The sequence below is a fragment of the Paenibacillus prosopidis genome, assembly GCF_003337375.1.
Lineage (GTDB): Bacteria > Bacillota > Bacilli > Paenibacillales > Paenibacillaceae > Pristimantibacillus > Pristimantibacillus prosopidis.
On the sequence record NZ_QPJD01000011.1, the window covers coordinates 70275 to 90769 of the forward strand.

Sequence of the window (20495 nt, forward strand, 5' to 3'; positions counted from 1 at the left end):
CATTGATTGTAGGAACACATTTGTATTGTGCATCCTTCCACTCCTTTTGAAGCGTATAACCTATTGTCAACTCGGGTAAAATGTAGGACAACAACCCATGTTATTGCAATGTATAACTGCCTCTTACCAATAAGGTCAAACCATTCTTTTGTGACGGATCAGGCAAAATACCTCGACCTCCACGCGGGAATAAGATCAGATGATTGGCAGGAACCGCCATACCCTTCTTTAGCTCTGCACCATCCGTCAGATCTGAGATACCATTGCTGTCTGAGCTGTATGCAATGGCTTTGCCAACACGCACAATGACTTCAGTTCCTTGGCCAGCCATTAAGGTCCTACCAGGAGGAATGGCTACAACTTCTAATGAAGCGTCCGCAACAGTGCCTGTATCACCGCCTACAGCGCCTCCAGACAGCTTGGCGAGCTGTTCATCCACATAACTCTTCGTTACGACAGGATCCTCGACAGAGCCCGGAGTCAGCGCATTTGATTCTGCTTCTAAAGGGGAAGCAAATTGTACGCCGACCCATATGCCTGCTCCAATCAATAAAGCGGATATAATTCCACGAACTGCATATTTCTTCACTTGGTACTCTCCCTTCAAATCTAGCATCTCTTATAAAGATACTAGATTTGAGTTGGAGAAACCAGATTTTTCTTATTTTTATTTGTTTTCTACCCAATTGATATAGGTGGACCAACTGATATCTACGGATGCGAGCTTTTTCTTGTGACCCTCAAAAGTTTCATAGATATTTAGAGTATAGTTATCCCAAACCGGCGTAGTCGTCATATCTTTCTTTAATTCTGAATAGTTTTCACCAACCTTCCATGTTGTTCCTCCTTCCGTGTTACCTTCTAAATCAATAGTATGCGTCAAAATGACTTCATTTGTTCGTTCTTTCTCAAGGACCATTGTCAACTTACTTTGTGTAAAGCCATCATACATGCGGTCTTTCTCAACGGTTGCACCCATATCAATATCGAGAATGTAACCATTCATAAAAGCATTAAAGTACGTCAGATCGACAGTATATGGTCCTACCTTCATTTGTTTAAAACTAGATATATCTACCTTTTCAACAGGCAGTTCAACATGAATAGGACGAATATATCCCTTGGCTGTACCAGTTCCCTTAATAACGCCATTATCATCGTAAGCCTCACCAATAAGAAGCTGTATACCTTCTTTATTTGCATTAACAGGTAAATCTGCATATAAAACTAATTGTTCCTTATTGGAAGGTTTGATCACATTGTTAGCCTTAACCATCTTAACTTCATAATAATTACCGTCTATTGTTTTAAAATAGCCAGCCCATGTTGGAAGAAGGCTGCTTCGATTTTGTTTATTTGTCACATCGACATAGACAGCGTACAAATCACTATCTTCACCTTTGTAGGTTCTAACGTCAGTTACTTGAGCGGTAAGTTGAGATCCAGCAACAGATTGTGTATATACAGAACCTGCTTTCACGATTGGCACAGCTGCAAGTGAAGATTTTGTAAGATCAGCGAGTAAAGTTGTTTGTTCCCCTATCTTCTCATTTAATTGAAGATTGAATTGTTTCCAAGAATACGTGAAAGGAATTTCTCCAATAAAATGAACTGTCGCCGAAGCACCTGGTGCTAAACCAATAACCTCTAGTCCTGCTACTGTCTTAGATTCAAGCTTAATGTTCTCATCAATAACAAATTGTCCAGTCAAATCTGGCAAGGGAACAAATACCGATTCTTTGTTACGAATGACCATCTCAGCGATAATATGATCCTTGGTCGTCCATGGTAATCTCTGAACAGATTTGAGAGTAACCTCATATGTACCACTGTCGTTAGTAAATGTGGTAACCGAAGAACCAACGGGAGTGGTAGTTAAATTAAATGGTATATCGAATGTAACAACTGGAAGTTCTACTTTGCTCGTCTCAGAACCAACATCATTTGTAATGATAAGCTTCCAGTCTGTAATAGCTAAAGAAGATGGAATGTTACCTGTTAGTCTTACTGCATTTAATACAGTAGGTTCTAATAAAAGGGTTTCATCTGTTTTATTTTTTAAAGCAAGTTTATATAATCCTGCGGAAGTTTGAACATAATAATTATATTGGGGCAGTGTTACACCAAATTTACTAGTATTTCGCGCCACATAACTTAAGTTAAAAACATAATTTTTATCTTTTTTTGTCACGTTGATTTGATCAATTCGTACATTTACGTTTGAGTTATTGATCTGAATGGTTTTGAAGCCGCCGGCCTTCACAAAATTCGAATACCCTTTTGGGAAAGTATATTTTGCAACCGTCCGCTCATAACCAGAAACAGTAAAGTCAAACTTTATAATGTTGATAACTAACTGGTCCAAAGTCACTTTGGAGCCGACTTGACTATAAAAAGTCAACGTTGCAGACGATTTAGGGGCTATTTTCTTTTTTGTTTGATCAAGAAGCGTTAACGTATATTTCGTACCACCTATAGATTTCAAACGTGCCCAATAATCATTAAGGATAATATCTTTATTATCTCCATTGTAAAAAGTAAAAGTAAAACTTGCAGTACCTCCACTTGAGCTTGGAATCAAATTAGCATCAATTAGCTGCACATAAGATCCTTTTGTTATGTATACCTTTTTATTAACTATCGTTGCTGTATTAGCTGCCGCAAAACTGGCAGGAACAACACTAAGCAAGAAAACTAGAGCTACGATGGCAGATACAAATATAGATGCTTTTCTAAAGCTGTCTCGCATGGTAATAATCACTCCTAATTTTTAGCGTTTCATATTTAGACGGTATAAATAATGTTTTTGTTTCGCTTGAAAACCAATTGTTTTTTAAACATTTCAAACAGGTTTTCAAAACTTAGTTAACCTCCTATCCTAACTAATAAAACGTTATAATTATTAATTAAACTATAACCTTTTATTATGAACTGCGTATGAACAAAAAAAGAGCCACCGGTTACCCGGTGGCTCTTCTCTTACTTGTTCAACTTCTATTACGGAAGTTGTGTGATAACGATAGCTCCTACTTCAGCAAATCCGCCACCAACAACAGTTCCAGTTGTTGTGAAAGCTACTGTGTAGTGTGTACCAGCAGTACCAGTTGCAGCGAAAGATACTGCATCGAAACCAGCTACGGACACGTTACCGTCTTTATCGATTACATAGTATTGCGTGTTAGCAGTTGCTACGTGATCAACTGTAGCGATTTTGAATGTTTTTGTAGTAGTGTTTACATCGCTAACTTGGTCAGCAGCAGTAGCTACTGTTGCAAGTGTCTCATAACCAAGTGTTGCAGGAGCGGAATCAGTAAGAGTTACTAGTTGTTTAGCAGTAACTGCAGTACCGAAAGCAGCGTTAGAAACAACATAAGTTTTCTCTTCGCCAGCAACATTCAGTTTAACGCTGTAAGTAGTACCAGAAGCTGTTGCACTCTCAGTTTTCGAAACGAACAGACCGGAAACTTTAGCAAGCTCGGAGCTAGCTTCGTTGTCTTTAGTCAATACGATGAACGAAGCGTTGATGCTGTCGTTAACGATGACTACTTTATCGTTTTTAGTGATGTTGGAAAGAGCACCGACAGATACGTTGTTGTTAGCAAGGTCAAGAGCATTTACTACAACAGTGTTCGAAGTTACATTGTATACCGAAGTTGTTTTGATTGCAGAAGCCGAGATTTCAGTAACATCTGCAGAACCAGCTTCAGTCAATGCTTGTGGTACAGTGATACCTGTTACTTTACCAGCAGAGTCATAAGAGAATTTAGCAATGAAATCAGCATCGCTATCAGCAGCTGCATAAGTGTCAACCAGGTAAGCTACTTCTTTTGTGTTTGTTTTCAAGGAGAAGTATTCAACTTTATCCTTAGTATTTACTTGTACGCCATCAAGAACAGCTACGTTATTAACTACTTTAGTGATAACGCCGTATGCAGGAGCGCCTTCAGCAGCTGTTACAACAGTTGCTTTAACAATCTTGCTATCTTTGTTAAGAACGAAGTTGTACTCAGTACCGATTACAAGGTTAAGAGCCGATACTTCTACATAGCTAGTGCCGTTAACAACATAAGACTTGTCAGCGCCAGTAGTGGAAGTCGAAGCTACTTTACCAGTTGCTGTTTTACGAACCGCTTCGATGGATACAGCTTTCGAACCGCTAGCAACTACATCGATTACATCGTCTTTTTTCAGGTCAGTTGCAGCAGCAACCTTGCCGTCAAGTTTAATAACTGTGTTCTCATCTACAGATACAACGCCACCATCGTGAGTGATTTGAGCTGCACGGTATGATGTTTTTGCATCGTAGCTTACGAACAATTTGTTAGTTGCAGTGTACTCAGTAACAACTACTGCGCTTACTTCGTTGCCAGCAGCGTTCAGGATCAATGTTACGCTAGCGCCTGCAGCGATGTCTTTGTCAGCAGCAACAGTAACAAGTGCACCGTTTTTGATGAAGAAGAATCCAGGAGCGATTTGGAATGGAGTAGTTACGCCATCCAAAGTGATTGTACCAGCATCAGTAAGATCTACTGCTGCAACTTTGTTTTTACCAGTTGCAACTTTAGCTGCATCTTGTTTGTCGGTAACTGCTACTACTTTACCGCCAACTTTGATTACGGAAACTGTACGTCCAGCAAGCTCAGAAAGCTTTTTGCCGCCAGTTACAACAAAGTCTGCAGCAACTGTGTGTAGAGCTCCACCAACACGAATTTGTGTATTGTTGCTTTCAAGAGCTACGTTTTCAAAAACGCCTTGTGTTACTGCACCGATTAGTTCAATCAGTGTTTTAGCTGGAGTTACAAGAACTAGATTTTTGTCTGCATCGTATTTAACCAAAGAAGCGTTAAGTGTGTTGGATACCAATTGAGCTACAACACCACGGTTAGCAGATTCACCTTTAGTGATGTCAACACCTTTGAACATGTTGATTTCAGGCGAGTTAGCTTGCAGCAATACGTTATTAGGCCATGTACCGGAAAGGTTAGCGTCTTTGTAACCAAGAGCACGTACCAATACCGCTACTACTTCTTCAAACTTAACTTTGTCGCTAGGACGGAATTTTCCGTTGTAGCCTTGAACCAATTTTTTTGCTTCAGCTACGTTGATGTAGCCAGTGTACCATTGGTTAGCTTTAACGTCTTTGAAGACAGGCTTTTGAGATTTCAAAAGATCAGCGTTGCTTGCGTTACCAGTTGCAATAACGATTACTTTAGCAAGTTCTGCGCGAGTAATGTCGTTTCCTGGTTTGAAAGTACCATCTTCGTAACCATTGATTACGCCTAGTGCAGTAAGTTCCTCAACCGCGGATTGTACCGGCTTGCCAACAACGTCAGAAGGCGTTGCTGCGAATGCTGGAACAGCTACGGAAAGTACTAGCGAGAATGCTAGCACGAATGCTAATAAACTTTTTTTCATAACCTTTTTGTCATCTCCTCTAAATTGTTTCGGTTGTTGAGAGTTTTGTTTGGAAAATAAATTGCTCGTTTCCCTCATAGCCGATTCACCCCCTTCCCAGAGTAGAGCATTGATTTAGTATAATGATGTCTGCGGGTCATGCTTAACCCTATGTAAGAACATGTCGCAGAAACTTGTAAATAAAGAGAGAAAATTGCTAGAGTCGCTGCACCACTATAACATTATACAATGGGCGCACCCTACCGTAAAGAGGAAGTTGAGAATTCATTCCAATTCAATTCCAATTCAGGTTAGGTCTAATGCAGCATTTCGCGTGTTTGTTTGAGCGTCATGTATTTAAACGCATCGTTGCGGGAAAAGTTGCGACTGTTTGAAAAAAAGTTTTTAATTTTTTTCCTTTCAATTATGTACTCCCCTCACCACGTTGTTAGTATAGCTTGTTTTCATAGAACACGTCGATGCTAAAGTTTTTCCATGGATAAAACATCTAATATGAAGCTAGTCCTAAAAAAAAAGAGCCGGGCCATTCCCGGCTCTTCCATATTATAGAAACTTGAGTTTGCGCATCACACGCTCAGCAATAACAGCTGCATCCGCACGTTTTAACGGTGAATCCGGATCAAAACGGAATGTCTGTTTGCCGGCTGTTTGTGTGTTAGGCATACCTTCAATATACTTTGCTTTCGTTATCGCTAGAACGGATGCAAGTGAATAGTTTTCGATAAGATTCGAGTCTGTAAACAGCTTCTGCAGCGCTTTGCGATCCTTGTCGAAATTTTCCGCACCATTCTTAACCAAATTGCCGGCTCTTGCGATCATTACGGCTGCTTCTTCGCGGCTCAAATCTTCGTTCGGCTGGAACAACCGCGGTCCGCTTCCCCGTATGATCCCTTTTCTCGCTGCGGTTTCAATATAACGGTAATCCCACAGATTGCTTAAGCCTAGTATTGGCCGCACATCGTCGAACGTCATATTGTTCGGATCGTAGTCAAGCGGGATTTGGAACATCTTCACGAGAAGCTGTGCGAATTCGCCGCGTGTTATGTTGTCATAAACGCCAAACTCATTGTTGTCCTTATAGTTCATCAAACCGTGAGAGAACAGCAGCTCAAGCGAGTTACGCGCATAGTTATGGCCTACAACGTCCGAGAAGCTGTAACGGATCGTCTTGACGACGTAATAACCGAAGCCATCCATATCCGCCGTAATGGTTTTCTTGCCCGTGTTTACTTTACCACCTAGGTTTGACCAACGGCCATCATAGAAGCGCCAGATGCTCAAAGTAGCAGCCGTCACATCTCTAATAGATGAATCGTATTTAATGGTAACCTGACCTTTATTCGAAGGCTCAAGCCATTTCGTTAAAGGACGGGTAAAGAAGAAATTGTTCGTCACATAAGGCTGTGCGCCTTCGGAGAACGTATAGCCTTGCTGTTGCGAGCCCTGTACATAACCAGGGTCGATCCAGAACAGATTTGAGGCAAAGCCGAAATGCGCGGACGGTCTTAGCATCGCAGCGCCGATCTCGTCGTAACTTACCGTCTTAAAAGTTCCGTCTAATGCAACGTTCTGTGCATTGTCCTCAACGGCGTTATATACTTTGACCGTCCGGCCATCATTGCGATCAGCGATTCCGAACAAAATTTCTTGTGAATCGAACAAGTCGGAATTCGTAATAGATTGACCAGGATTCAAATTCGCCGAGCGCAGGAACGTGTTTTTCGGGAACGATAATGCCAGTTCACCTTTGAATGCCGATACTTTTCCATTGCTGGTAAGCGATGCTTTGTATTGGGCTCCGATTGTATTATCAGCCGCATAGTTGACGGAAAATTCACCGTCTATCTTCTCAGTGCCCCTAAAAACAGTAAATTTGATTTTGTTCGTGCCGGCTTTCAGGTTCTTCACTTGATAGCGGAACAAATCTTCCGTTACCTTCTTCGTCATCTCTGCTTTACCGATCAACACGCGGTCAGCGCCTTCTGCGCGAATACTAACATTGAGGAAGTTTTGGTTAATAACTTTCTCCTGCGGAAGCTTCGGCGAAAGCAACTCGTAAGGCGATAACTCTCTCGTAATGGTAATCGTCTGCGTGATGCTTTCGGAACCGACCAATGCGGTAATCGTAATGCTCATCGGTCCTGATTGCGGTAAGGTTAGACCGAATAGACGAAGCTTGTATGTTTTATTAAGTATGTCGCTGTTTTCAGTGTACAAATAGTTTTGATATATAGGCGAAGAGTAATTCAGCACACCGCTGGCATCAACCGAAGCCGTAGCTAAATCTTTACCGTCTACTTTAATGATCAGATTCTCCAAATTCGCTACCGTAAACAGCAAGTCTGCTTTTTGCTGCGTTGTGGTGAAGCTGTTTGTTTGCAGTTTCGTAAACTGATGATCCAAATCGGAAGTGTACCGTTCACTGCCCACGTCAAGCCTCGGATCAATCTTGTAGGGCACCGGCTGCATATTCGTAATAGCCGGTTGTGTCTTGGAGAAGCGATACAGCGTTAAAGTCGTGGATACGAGCACGCCGTTCGCCGATCCGGATAGAACCATTTCGTTGGATCCGAATACAAGATTAAGTCCAAGAGGAAAAATGAAATCGCCGGACGTCAGGTCGACTTCGCCATCCTCTAAAACTCCTTCGCTATCTGCCGCAGCAAGCGTCATCGGAATCGTAACGCCGTTCAAGCTCAGCTTTAGGCTGCTCAAATCGGCAGGCAATTTGAAATTAATGAGCTTTCCTGCAACACGGCTCACCGGTTGATTGTCGTCATAATAAATCGCCCCGTCATAAAGATTTGTAACTTGGATCGATGAGATAGGCGAATTAATGAATGTTCTCGACTCTGTATAGCTATCCGTGCCATTCGTGATGGTGAAATCGAGCTTCACTTCACCGGGAGGCAGCGCGTCTATCCGGTAAACCCTTTTCTGAATTGCGCCTGAAGCTGCCCTAAATTCTTTAATCGAATAGTTCGAGCTGCTGACTGGCAATCCATTCACACTTACTCCAACTGTTGTTGTTGTATGGTTCAAAGTAGCTAAATTAAAGTTGTTCGCATCGATTGACAGCCAAAGAGGAAGCTGGCTGACCGTCGCGTTGTTGGAAAACTTCGTATCCGATTCAAAGGTTACAATCCCTTGTGCAGCTTGATCGGACGGCGTTACGCTGTAAAGCTGTCTAATGTCGGAAATATACGGCGAACTTGCGCTCCGTACCGAGAAGTTTACCGGGAAAACCGAGGTTACTCCGTCGTATGTGCTTGTTACTGATAGGCTGTAGTAACCGTTACCTGCCGTAGAAGATGTCGTCGTTGAGACGAATTTATATTCCCTGTGCGTTGCCGTTACATTCAGAAGCGTAACTGTAGTATTATACGTAGTCGCTGGGGCGTTATCTTTGCTCAAGCCTAGCGTAATAACCGGAACAGGCGGAGCCGGGGTTACACTTGGATCGGGATTAGCCAATATTATCGTGCCTTCAAGCGTATGATTCACGAACGGCGCGACGACTTGCTGACCGTCTAGCTGAATCGAAGCACCGCCAGATTTCGCATACACATGATGCGCCGTTGGGCGTCCTGCCGGGAAATAAACGATTTCGCGGTAGACTGTATAGGACTTGCTGCCATTGCGCGAAACGATTTCAAGCTTATTCACACCTGGCAATAGCGTTATATCGGAGTGGATAAAAGTACCGCCGATTCCTTCGAACGTAACGGAGCCGTTAATCGCAACCTCTTTTGCATTCGTTGCTTTGACCATAATCGTCGGCTCCTCGGTCGTAACAATCTCCGGTTTGCCTTCCACCAGCTTCACGCCGCCCGCAAGCTCAATGCTTGTAATGACAGGTACATTGCTAAATGAAACGTAACTGGATGCAGAAACCTCTCCGCCATTCAGGCTTACGCCGCTAACTGTAATTTCATTGAGACCGTCAAAGAGCTGCACGCCGGTGAAAACAAAGTTTTTGCCGGAAGTCAGCGGTTTAGAAGTACCGATGGAAGGAACGCCAACAGGCGAGCCATTGACCATGCGTTGTACCTTATACGTAATGGATTCCGATGATACATCGCCAAACGTACCCGAGAGGCTGACGATGTTCGCATTTACAACTGTCGGACTAGCTTGAACCGTACTGAAATCCGTAAATTGAAAAAAAGTTGAGCCTGCCGCCTGAGCAGGACTAATGGGTGCCATAGTGATTAACAATGCAATAGCAACAAGTATACTTAGAGCTTTTTGAACAGGCCTAGTCAATCTACTTCCTCCTCTAACCATTTTTATACGATATTTATCGGCTGGGAGGGGAAGATTCATTAGCTTTATTATCCTTTTTTCAGATGATTTGGATTGGAATTTTGTTACATTCAAGGCTGGTGATTGTGCTTTTCTGCATATCAAAAAAGCTCTGAACCCTTCTGGGGTCCAGAGCTTTTATATTATTTCGTACGCGATTCGGCGTTTACCTTCAGCCGAAGGCGCATGCGGTTTAAGAAGTTAATGAGTGGTCTGCGCGTTTTGTCTACGATGCCGATGACCTCTGCGCCAATTTGCAGGAAGAACATGAGCATGCAAATAACGGCAAACGTAATCCAGTTAGCAGCGCTTGACTGCACGACAGCAGATTGTACGATTGCCAGTGCGCCGAATACGGCTGCAACTCCCCAAATGATGAGGACGGTGCGGCGGTGGCTGAAGCCAAGGTCGCGCAGGCGGTGATGCAAATGGCCTTTGTCCGGAGCGAAGATCGGACGTTTGTTGACCCAGCGGCGAACGATGGCGAAGAACGTATCCGAAAGCGGAACACCGATAATGAGCAGCGGCGTTACGAAGGAGACGATCGTTACTTGCTTGAAGCCAAGCATCGACAGCGTCGCGAGACTGAAGCCCAGGAACAACGAGCCGGAGTCACCCATAAATATTTTTGCTGGATGGAAATTGAATACGAGAAACCCGGCAATTCCGCCGAGGAGCAGCGTGCTGAGCAGGATGACAGGCTGGAAGCCCATCAGCGAGGCCATCACAACGATCGTTGCAATCGCGATACCGGATACACCCGCAGCAAGCCCGTCCAAACCGTCGATCAAGTTTATGGCGTTCGTTACCCCGACGATCCATAGAATCGTAAGCGGAATGCTGATCCAGCCGGCAATCGGCTGCATCGTTTCGCCGAACGGAATGTTGAGTAGATCGATTTTCACGTCAAAGACGAATACGACAACGCATGCGGCTGCAATCTGGCCCAGCAGCTTCACCTTGGCCGACAGCTCAAAGCGGTCATCGAAGGCGCCAAGGATGATGATGATCGTTCCGCCGACGAGCAGCGCGTTAATCATGTTCGAATCCTGCGCGCGAAGCAGACCGTCAGGAATGAACGGCGAGAGCAAGAAGTAAGCTCCCACGAAAGCAATATAAATAGCTAGACCGCCAAGACGCGGCATAATCCGCGTATGTACTTTGCGGTGGTTTGGTTTGTCTATTGCGCCTACCTTGAAAGCAAACTTCTTCACTAGTGGCGTCATCGCGAGCGCTAGTACAAGAGCTATAATAAATCCAATCGTATACAGCAGGCCAACCGGCATGTGTGCAACTCCCCTTTTCTTTCTACCGAAGTGAATTATACTCCGATTGAAAAAGAAACTCCAATCCCGTTTTCAACCGATTTTCACGGTTTAGCGGGATTTTTACGGTGTAGGCCGAGGTTTTGTTACGTTTTCTTTGTCGCGAAGCACTTTCACGACGAATTTCGGCAAAACAAGCATTCTTTTATACCGTTTTGGCTCTTGCAGCAAGCGATATAACCATTCCAAACGCAGCTTCTGAAAAATAATCGGCGCCCGCTTTAATTTACCCGATACGACGTCAAAGCTGCCGCCGACACCCATAATTAGCGGCACGCCGAGCTGCTGCTTGAACTTGACGATCCACGGCTCCTGCGTATCCGCGCCGCGTGCCACGAACAATAAATCGGGCGCTGCCTTCCGGATTTCTTCAACCACTTCCTCGTCCTGATCCGGTCCAAAAAATCCGTTGCGGTAACCGACGATCCGCACCTGAGGGTACTGAAGCTGCAGCTTCTCAGCCGCCGCTTCAATGACTTCCTGAGATGTTCCAAGCAAATAGGCCTTCCACCTGCGTGACTCCCCTTGCTGAAGGAGACGGTGCATCAGATCAAAGCCCGTCACCCGTTCCGCCACCGGGTTTCCTACGTATTTCGCTGCCCATACGACTCCTGCCCCATCCGGCACGATTAGGTCGGCGCGCTTGATCATTTTTCTGTAGCCCGGATCATCGACCGCGGACATAATCATAATTGGATTAGCCGTAATGACATGTGTCTGACGTCTTTCCTCAATTGCTTTTGTTAAGTAGCTGACCGTCTCGTCCATATTCATCTTCGAGAACGGTATGCCATAAATCGGCACGGTTGTTAATGTCTTCGACATGAGGAAAATCACCTCGATATGGTATGACGCAATAACTGAACGATTTGTTGCGCCGGTTTTTGCGATTGTTGTTTTAAAAGGTCGATGGCTTGCTTATGCCTAGCCTGCCAGCCATCCCGATTATCCAGCAGCGCGCACGCCGCATCGGCGAATGCTTCCGCGTCGAGCTGTTCCGTGGTGCCGATAGCCGTTATGCCCAATCGATGCAGAAACTGATCGATCTTCGGATCGTAGGACAAGCCAAGCATCGGCACCATTCGGTTGGCGGCATAGATGAGCGCATGGAGGCGCATGCCGAACAAAGCGTCGCACCGGCTGACCTCCAGCAGCATTTGCTGGGGGTCGTCGCCGGGCGCGGCCAGCTCGGCGGTGCTTCCCTCGCCGAGCCGGCCGCGCAGCCGTTCCATCACCAGCTCCGACGATTCCGTGTCGGAGGGGGTGTGGAACGGCAGGAAGCGCAGCCGCACAGGCTTGCGCTTCGACAGCGCGACTAGCGCTTCTGCGGCGCGCGCGAGGTCGGCGCCGTCACTGCGCCAGCGGCGCAGCGAGACGCCGACGAGCGGCGGCTCCTCCGCGCGGCGCGCGGACAAGCCCGCCGCTGCTGCATTAGCAGGCAGCGGCAAGCCCATGACCGGATCGGGTACAACGTCGATCCGCTCCGGTGGAACACCGATCCGCTCTAGCAATGCAGCGGATTCAACGTCTCGCACCGAGACGTACGCGCTGCGCTTCATGACATCGCGAATCATCGGATCCATCCAGCGGCGGTTTACGGGCCCGATGCCCTGCGAATAAGCGAACGTCGGCTTGCCCAGCAGCTGAGCAAGCTTCATGACTCCCGTATAATACGGGATCGTCTTCGCGCTTGTCGCATCCTGCAGCAAGCTGCCCCCGCCGCTAATAAGACCGTCACTGCCGCGCAGCGCATGCCATAAGTCGCCAGGATGCATGCGGCGAACCGACTCTACGCCGTACATTTGGCTTGTCCAAGCCGGATCAGCCGAAAGCACAACCGGTTGTATCTGTACGCCCTGCGCGCTGCCCTCTGCTTCAAGGGCAAGCAGGATCGATCGAAGCACCGCTTCATCGCCGCTATTGCTGAAGCCATAATAGCCGGAAATGACTATCCGACGAATTTGCGAATGATTGCCGGTGCCCATTTACGTAATGCTCCTTCCACAAGCTGCCACGCTGCAATCAGTAAGCATCCGATGATGATGCCTGTACCGAGACCAAGCATAATGCGAATGATCGAAATATAAAGCGGCGTGTGTATGTGCGCGAATGTATCCACCATGGTCAGCTGCCCAAGCGAACCAGCGATAACGAGCAGCCACGCCGCACGGTAACGAAGCGATAAGAACAAGCCGAGCAGCAGCAGCGGATGCCCCAGCAAAAACTCTTTAAAGCGGGGTCTTACGCCGAACGTTGTTTCCAAGAAGTTACGGATCACGAGTTCGATAGACGATACTTGGCCGGCATTGCCTGTACGCGACAAGTAATAATAACCGATCGCGCCAATGACCGCCGCAAGCAAAATCCATGTCAATGTAATCGGCTGCGACAGCAGCGTGCGAAGCTTATTAACCGATGTTTGTCCATTATAGAAAAGAACATAGACCGCTACGAGCGCAATCGGAGCCAAATGCAGCACACTTACGCCGCGGAATTGCTCCAACACCAGATTGTACGTAATGTCGTTTAACAATCCGAAAATCATCGGCACCGCCACAAGTGAAATAAGCGTCGTAACAACAAACCAGCTTAGCGCCATTCCGAAGCGGCGTCCCATCGAATGAGCAGGGAACACCCATTTCATCCGGCTTCCGCTATCAGAAATAGCGCCTGGCTGATTCGGCACCTGCGATGATTTGCTGCGGCCAACCGCCCAATCGTCTCCGCCAACTATGCGCCGGTCGCCAATGGTTCGGGAATAAATCCGGTTCATCACCCAGACAAGGGCAAGCGTCGGGGCGCTGACGGCAGCTCCCAGCGCAAGCGCCTGCTCCATCGTTGAGCTGTTAAGCACATACAAACCTGAGCTTCCGACCAAGCCCAATAAGAACACCGGAATGTAAACCCCAGGAACAAAAGCCCCGACTAGCAGTGTAATGAGCGCGATTGCTCCAACTGCTACGATGCCCCGGGCCGGTTTTGCCCATGACGGCTGTTCATAATCAAACGGCTTCGGCTCGCCAGACGTAAAGCCCGCCTTCGAAAGCTTAGCGGCAACGCCGTTCTCTCCGCCCATCGCTAGGATCAGCTTGTCCACGTTATGAACGAATTTCCCGGTGTCCGTATCTCCTTCAATCTTACCATTAAGGAAAAACATTCTAATATTACGGTCTTTCGCCGCAAGCTGAAAACGGTCGGCAATAGCGCCTGGCGTCATTTCCATGCCGTCATCAGGGGACAATGAATACAGCCGTACAACATTATAATTTGTAATATATGCTAATTTATTTATGCCCTCCTGAGGTTTTTTTAAATTTTCTATGGTTGCTATGCCAATGCCATATTTATTAAGCAATTCTCCAAAGCTATCCAAGCTGCCGTCCATCGCTTGATCGGTAGCGCCCTTTACCTTGTCGCCTTCGAATAATATACGGCTAACGCCAAGCTTCTTAAGCTCTCCGAGAGTCGTATCCATAACAGCCTGATCATAAGGCAGCACACGATCGGAGAAACGCGGCAAAATACGGAAGCCTGCGTCATGAATCGCTTGCAGAGCCATCGGGTCAAAATCCATCGTTTTCATAAGCGCTTCCGCGACCGGCATTTCAACGACCATGCCGTTCCGTCCACCATAGGACCAATTGCCGTACGGTACATCCAGACGGTCAAACGCCGCGCGTACGATAGGTCCGATCATCTCTTCCTCTTGCTCGCCATTAAATAAAATATAAGTAAAGTTTTGACCGACCGGTTCAAACTTTCCCTGCAGCAGCGCTGCGTCTCTTGAGCTGTAATACGTAAGTCTGCCTGACTGCACCAGTTCCTTCATTGTGCTCTCGTAAACGGACAACGTCGTAACGCCTGCCGCCTTCAGCTTGTCCATATGCTCGGCAAGAAACGCTTGAGGCCTGGCCTGAAGCTCTGAAACCTCCACCAAATCCCGGTAATCAAAAATATATTCCACTTGCTTCGAGGTCTGTTCCATTTCCATCCGCACGGCGCCGAGCGGCAATGCTGCCGCGACGCCGATCAACGTAATGACCCAAAGCGCGAATCTTACTCGCCGATTCCATTGCTGCCAACGTAAAAGCACGTAATTCCTCCGTTCCAAACAGGTTGATTATCAGGTCTATTCGCTACGGTCTACCCGTTCCATAACGGCTGTCCTTAACGTTTGCAAAGCTGCGGCTGCAGTATCATTGGATTCGCCTTTGACCCCAAAATAAACTTTAATTTTCGGCTCAGTGCCGGAAGGCCGCAAGCAGAACCAAGAACCGTCCTCAAGCAAATATTTTAAAACATTTTCCGGACGCAGACCGTCATGGCCCTTGCCGTAGTCAAGCACACTCTCCACTTTGACGCCGCCTATCTCCACTGGCGGGTTTTGGCGCCAATCATTCATAATGGCAGCGATTTTTTGCACGCCGTCTAGGCCTTTAAGCGTCCGGGATTCCAAAGCTTCCAAATAGAAGCCGAACTTCGCATATAGCTCCTGCAGCACATCGTACAATGTTTTACCTTGACTGCTATAGTATGCCGCAGCCTCGCAAATCAATAACGCTGCAACGATCGCATCCTTGTCGCGTGCATACGTTCCTGTGAGATAGCCATAGCTCTCTTCGTACCCGAACAGGAAGGAATGCTCACCCGTTTGTTCGTATTGAGTCATTTTTTCCCCGATATATTTAAAGCCTGTTAACGTATTCTCAACAGCTGCGCCATATGAACGCGCAATGTCGGCTCCGAGCTCGCTCGTAACGATCGTTTTGATTACAACACCGTTATCCGGAAGTTGGCCGCGCTCTTTCAATTGGCTGAGCACATAATGAACCATTAATGCTCCCGATTGATTGCCCGTCAGTACAACGTACTCGCCTTCGTTGTTCTTAACTACCGCGCCCATCCGGTCCGCATCGGGATCTGTCCCGATAATAATATCCGCATCCACCTGCTGCCCAAGCTGAATAGCGAGCGTGAACGCTTCGCGTTCCTCAGGGTTCGGCGACTTCACCGTGCTGAAATAGCCGTCCGGCTGTTCCTGCTCCGGTACGATGTGAACGTTGCTGAAACCAACCTGCTTCAATACTTCGCGAATCGGCATGTTGCCCGTTCCGTGCAACGGCGTGAAGACAACGCTGAACTTTTCGCCGATACCGTCCTTCAGCAAGTCGGCGTTTAAGCTTTGAGCCACTACCGTATCTATGTACTGCTGATCAGCCTCTTCGCCAAGCCAGCGCAGAAGCCCCTGAGCTTCAGCCTCCTCGCGGCTGATCCGTTTTACTTCATCAAAACCCGTAACTTGACCGATCGACGTAATAACCTGCTCTGCTTCCTCGGGGATAAGCTGACAGCCGTCAGCGCCGTATGCTTTGTACCCGTTATACTCAGGCGGATTGTGACTCGCGGTAATAACGATACCGCTCGAAGCGTTCAGCGCACGAACCGCATAGGAAAGCTGAGGCGTTGGACGAAGCGCGGAAAATAAATAGGTTGTAATGCCATTCCCTGCCAGCACTAGCGCAGAATCAAGCGCAAACTCCGGCGAGTGGTTACGCGAATCGTGAGCAATGACTACTGAAGGACGAGTGCCATCAGCAGTTGCCCCAGACAGCAGCCAGTTAGCAAGCCCTTGCGTCGCTTTCCCTACCGTATATGCGTTCAAACGGTTCGTTCCCGCACCCATAACCCCGCGCAGGCCGCCCGTACCAAATTCGAGATCACGATAAAACCGGTCCGTTATTTCCTTCTCTTGTCCCGCAATACCGCGAAGCTCTTCTTTCGTTGCGGCATCGATAATCGGATCATTCAGCCATGCTTCGTATTTAGCGATAACTGCATTATTCGTAGAATTAGTCATAATTAACAACCTCTTTCATTTATTATTTTTGACTACCTATTAAGAAGGATCGGACAAGGCAAACATAAGCTCGCCTTCGGCAACAACCTGATCGCCAACCTTCGCGGTTGCTTGTCCTTTTCCAATCGGCCCTTTAAGACGAGTGATCTCCACCTCCAACGTTAGTGTATCGCCCGGCTTTACTTGACCGCGGAAGCGGAAGCCGTCGATGCCTGCAAAAAAGCCCAGCTTCCCGCGGTTTGCTTCGACCATAAGCATCGCAACCGAACCAACCTGCGCAAGCGCTTCTACAATGAGGACGCCCGGCATAACCGGATAGCCTGGGAAGTGTCCGACGAAGAAAGGCTCATTCATCGTGACATTTTTGAGACCGACAGCGCGTACGCCAGGCTCTACCTCCAAAATACGGTCAATGAGCAAAAATGGCGGGCGGTGCGGAATGATTTCTTGAATTTGATTAATATCCAACATTTACAAATAGCTCCTTTCAATAGTTAGGTGGTATAAAAAATGTCCAAATGTGTGAAACTATATATATCCTTCATGAAACTGCAGTTTATGAAGGTTAAGATAAGGGGCTTGGCTGTCTGGACCCGAAGTGTCCTTCGCCAAGCCTCTTTGTTCATAAGCAGAAGCTTTGGTCACAAATGTCCAGGCGGAGTCCCCGTTACAGACTTATTAAGCGCCTTGAACATCACGATGTACATAATAGAAGTAATGAATGAAAATACGATAACGCCCCACAAATACGAATGAGCATGCGGCGCCTCAAAGAAAATAAGCATAATTGCTGCATAAAACAGTACGGTTGTCAGCTTCCCCATCCAGTTTGCAGGCACGGTCTTCTTCCCCCGGAAATGATAAAACAATCCACCCGCTATCATACCCAGGTCGCGTAAAAACATCGCTGCAGCAGCCGCCCACGAAATATGACCGGAAATCAACAGCGATACAATAACCGTTATGAGCATCAGCTTGTCGGCAAGCGGATCCAGCATCATGCCTACCGCTGTAACCTGACCGTTTCTGCGCGCGATATAACCGTCAAGCACATCGGTAATGCCGGCTGCTACCATAATGAGAAAAGCAGGGATCATATGCCCATTTACGAAAACCGCTATGTAGACAGGAATTAAAACAAACCGCAATGATGTTAATAGATTCGGCAGATTCAAACGTTCACGCTCCTCCACCTAATTGCTGACAGTCCCACCATGGTTCCCAACTATTATACAACTACCTCTCATAAAAATAAAACTCTTGCTGTTCCCCATACATGCAAAAATCCGGCCAAGCCGTTTATTCTTACCTTTTTTACAAAACCTTTATTTACATATTGTAACATCGTTGTTCAATATCGCCATCACTGAGCAAGAAAAAAAGCAGATCAGGATGGAAGTCCATGATCTGCTTTTTCTATTGTTTCTGTTACGATTCCGCAAAAATCAAGTCATATAGATGCTGCCATGTGGACCAGTGAAACACGTCGCCATCCGGCTGTTTGCCGGCAACGACATATCCAACATACAGTCCCGTAACAAGCATAATAATCATTATGAGCGGTACGATGCTTTTGCGTAAAGTCCACAGCAGCATCTTCACCCCTTTGGACCGTTGCTTCTTATTAGAAGTCCCTACATTTTTAGCCCGTTTGCGGCGCTTCTTCCTGTCGGTGCTTCCTTCATCAGCTTGACTCTCGAACCTGTCACGTTCGATTCGTTCATCGGCCATACTCATCTACATCATCCTATCCTTACGCACGCAATCCGTTTGCCAGACTCATCATCGTATCACTGGATGATAATGCTCTTGCTGCCAATTGATAAGCGCGCTGCACATTTATAAGCTCGGTCATCTCGTCCGTCAGCTCGACATTAGATTGCTCCAAGTAGCCTTGGCGCAACGAAATAAGATTTTCCGAATCCGGTACGATCTCTTGAACGACATCGCCCACGTTAATCCCGTCCGCAATAACAAATAAGTTATCCGAGACCGCAGTTAAAGCCGCCGGACGCGATGCCTGCAGCAGCTTAATGCTGCCAAGCTCAATGGTTCTTGCAGAGGAGACGCCAAGCACCGTTCCATCAGGATTAACGCGAAGGCTATAGCCTTGCGGCACTACGATATTGCCTTCAACCACGTTACCGGTTTCTGCATCTCTAACATTCGCGACAATGGGATATCCGTCTTCCGTTGCCAAAATCGTATCACCGTTTGCCCCTACCGTCAACTGAAACGCCCCGTTTCGGGTATACGCACGATTGCCGGCAGAGCCTACTTCAACCTCGAACAACGCATTTCCCTCAATTGCAATATCCGTTTCCTTATCCGTTCCCTGCATGGGACCCTGGGACAGATTCGGCTGAACCATCGTCATCTTCGAGCCCCAGCCTTGGTTAAAGTTCATTGGAGTCAGACGTCCCACCTGACTGAACGCATCCGGCTGCCGTTTAATGTTATTGAGAAGATCCTCGAATGTCGCTTCCTTGCGCTTATATCCTACCGTGTTAACATTCGCGATATTGTCTGCAAGCAGATCAAGCTTCTGCTGAAGCCCATTCATCGATACCATCGCATTAATCATTGAGCTGTTCAAGCTTCGCGCAACCCCTCTACTTCAACCTTTTGTGGCTATATGCGGCCTACATCGTTAACTGCTTTGCTTAAGGTTTGATCATAAAATTGTATGACCTTCTGATTCGCTTCATATGCGCGAAGCGCTGCCATTAGATCAACCGCCGCTTGGGCAGGGTCAACATTGGAACGTTCGACATAGCCCTGCCGCACTTCAACGCGCTCGCCTGGATTGATAGCCCGAGCTTCTCCGTCTTGGGCAGCAAACCGGAAGTTACCGTTTCCTTCACGCACAAGCTGGTTCGGGTTATCTACCCGGCTGATTAGCAATTGAACGCCGGCATCCTGTCCGTCCGCATCTATAAATCGTTGATCATCCGTTAGTATTAAGCTGTCAAGACTAACGCCGACAGGCAATTGAATGGGACGTTCATCCGTTCCAAGCACATTCGAGCCATCGCTTGTCATCAGGAAGCCTTGTTCGGTCAGCATAAACTTGCCGCCCCTAGTATAACGGATCTCGCCATTTTGATCTTGAATGGTAAAAAAGGCTTGCGGCTGGAAGGTGACCTCACCGTCCGGTCCTACATTTTTGCCGGATGCGTCAAAGGCCATCCCGTCCACTTCGATGTTTGAAATAAGCGCGAAGTCAGACGAATTGTTCGTCTGCGTCAAATCACCCTGCAAATGAATGGACAAGCTTTCTTCCGCAAATACGCCGCTAGTCAATTTTCCTAGCGTTGCCGCGTTCTCCGGTCCCGCTCCTGTCAATGACAACAGCATTTCCGGAAAAGACCGCGTAACCGCGTTTGTCTGTTTATAACCAGGCGTATTTATATTGGATATATTATTCGTTACCGTATCATGTCTGCGCTGCTGAGAAATCATTCCCGACGCTGCGGTATATAAACCTCTTAACATAGCCGTTACCTCCCCGCCGCTTTCAATCGAGCTTACCTCTATATATTATCGGTTGAAAGCAAGGCTGCCTGAATAGCCTGTCCATGCGACCTTCGACT

The 20495-nt window shown here is 47.0% G+C and carries 14 protein-coding genes; all 14 read right to left on the reverse strand.

Features of this window, described 5'->3' with window-relative positions; genetic code table 11:
- Nucleotides 1–100 precede the first annotated feature (100 nt).
- Complete coding sequence (locus DFP97_RS17840; protein WP_245976354.1) at nt 101–589, reverse strand: hypothetical protein; 489 nt, start codon at nt 587–589, stop codon at nt 101–103.
- 78 nt (nt 590–667) lie between these two features.
- Nucleotides 668–2749, reverse strand: a complete 2082-nt coding sequence (locus DFP97_RS17845; protein ID WP_114381549.1) for a hypothetical protein — start codon at nt 2747–2749, stop codon at nt 668–670.
- Between the two features lie 248 nt (nt 2750–2997).
- Nucleotides 2998–5493, reverse strand: a complete 2496-nt coding sequence (locus tag DFP97_RS17850; RefSeq protein ID WP_114381550.1) for an S-layer homology domain-containing protein — start codon at nt 5491–5493, stop codon at nt 2998–3000.
- A 465-nt stretch (nt 5494–5958) separates the two neighbouring features.
- Nucleotides 5959–9681 carry an S-layer homology domain-containing protein gene (locus tag DFP97_RS17855; protein ID WP_181873568.1) on the reverse strand — a complete coding sequence of 1241 codons (3723 nt, stop codon included), beginning with the start codon at nt 9679–9681 and terminating at the stop codon, nt 5959–5961.
- A gap of 182 nt (nt 9682–9863) precedes the next feature.
- Nucleotides 9864–11006: a glycosyltransferase family 4 protein gene (locus DFP97_RS17860; protein ID WP_114381552.1), complete on the reverse strand. Its 1143-nt coding sequence runs from the start codon at nt 11004–11006 to the stop codon at nt 9864–9866.
- A 102-nt stretch (nt 11007–11108) separates the two neighbouring features.
- Entirely contained in the window at nt 11109–11870 is a 762-nt protein-coding gene (locus tag DFP97_RS17865) for a WecB/TagA/CpsF family glycosyltransferase (RefSeq protein ID WP_114381553.1), read from the reverse strand.
- Nucleotides 11871–11878: 8 nt separating this feature from the next.
- Nucleotides 11879–13030, reverse strand: a complete 1152-nt coding sequence (csaB, locus tag DFP97_RS17870; RefSeq protein ID WP_114381554.1) for a polysaccharide pyruvyl transferase CsaB — start codon at nt 13028–13030, stop codon at nt 11879–11881.
- Entirely contained in the window at nt 12994–15138 is a 2145-nt protein-coding gene (locus tag DFP97_RS17875) for a DUF5693 family protein (protein WP_114381555.1), read from the reverse strand. The genes csaB and DFP97_RS17875 overlap by 37 nt, the downstream gene beginning before the upstream one ends.
- 36 nt (nt 15139–15174) lie before the next feature.
- Entirely contained in the window at nt 15175–16902 is a 1728-nt protein-coding gene (locus DFP97_RS17880; protein ID WP_114381556.1) for a phospho-sugar mutase, read from the reverse strand.
- 39 nt (nt 16903–16941) lie between these two features.
- Nucleotides 16942–17373: a 3-hydroxyacyl-ACP dehydratase FabZ gene (gene fabZ / locus DFP97_RS17885; protein WP_114381557.1), complete on the reverse strand. Its 432-nt coding sequence runs from the start codon at nt 17371–17373 to the stop codon at nt 16942–16944.
- Nucleotides 17374–17543: 170 nt separating this feature from the next.
- Nucleotides 17544–18077, reverse strand: a complete 534-nt coding sequence (locus DFP97_RS17890; protein ID WP_114381558.1) for a CDP-alcohol phosphatidyltransferase family protein — start codon at nt 18075–18077, stop codon at nt 17544–17546.
- Between the two features lie 253 nt (nt 18078–18330).
- Nucleotides 18331–18639, reverse strand: coding sequence for a DNA-directed RNA polymerase subunit beta (locus DFP97_RS31595; protein WP_245976356.1), 309 nt, complete (start codon nt 18637–18639; stop codon nt 18331–18333).
- 16 nt (nt 18640–18655) lie between these two features.
- The gene (locus DFP97_RS17900) at nt 18656–19498 is read right to left on the reverse strand and encodes a flagellar hook-basal body protein (protein ID WP_114381559.1); all 843 of its coding nucleotides are present in this window, start codon (nt 19496–19498) and stop codon (nt 18656–18658) included.
- Nucleotides 19499–19533: 35 nt separating this feature from the next.
- Nucleotides 19534–20397 carry a flagellar hook-basal body protein gene (locus DFP97_RS17905; protein ID WP_114381560.1) on the reverse strand — a complete coding sequence of 288 codons (864 nt, stop codon included), beginning with the start codon at nt 20395–20397 and terminating at the stop codon, nt 19534–19536.
- Nucleotides 20398–20495 lie beyond the last annotated feature (98 nt).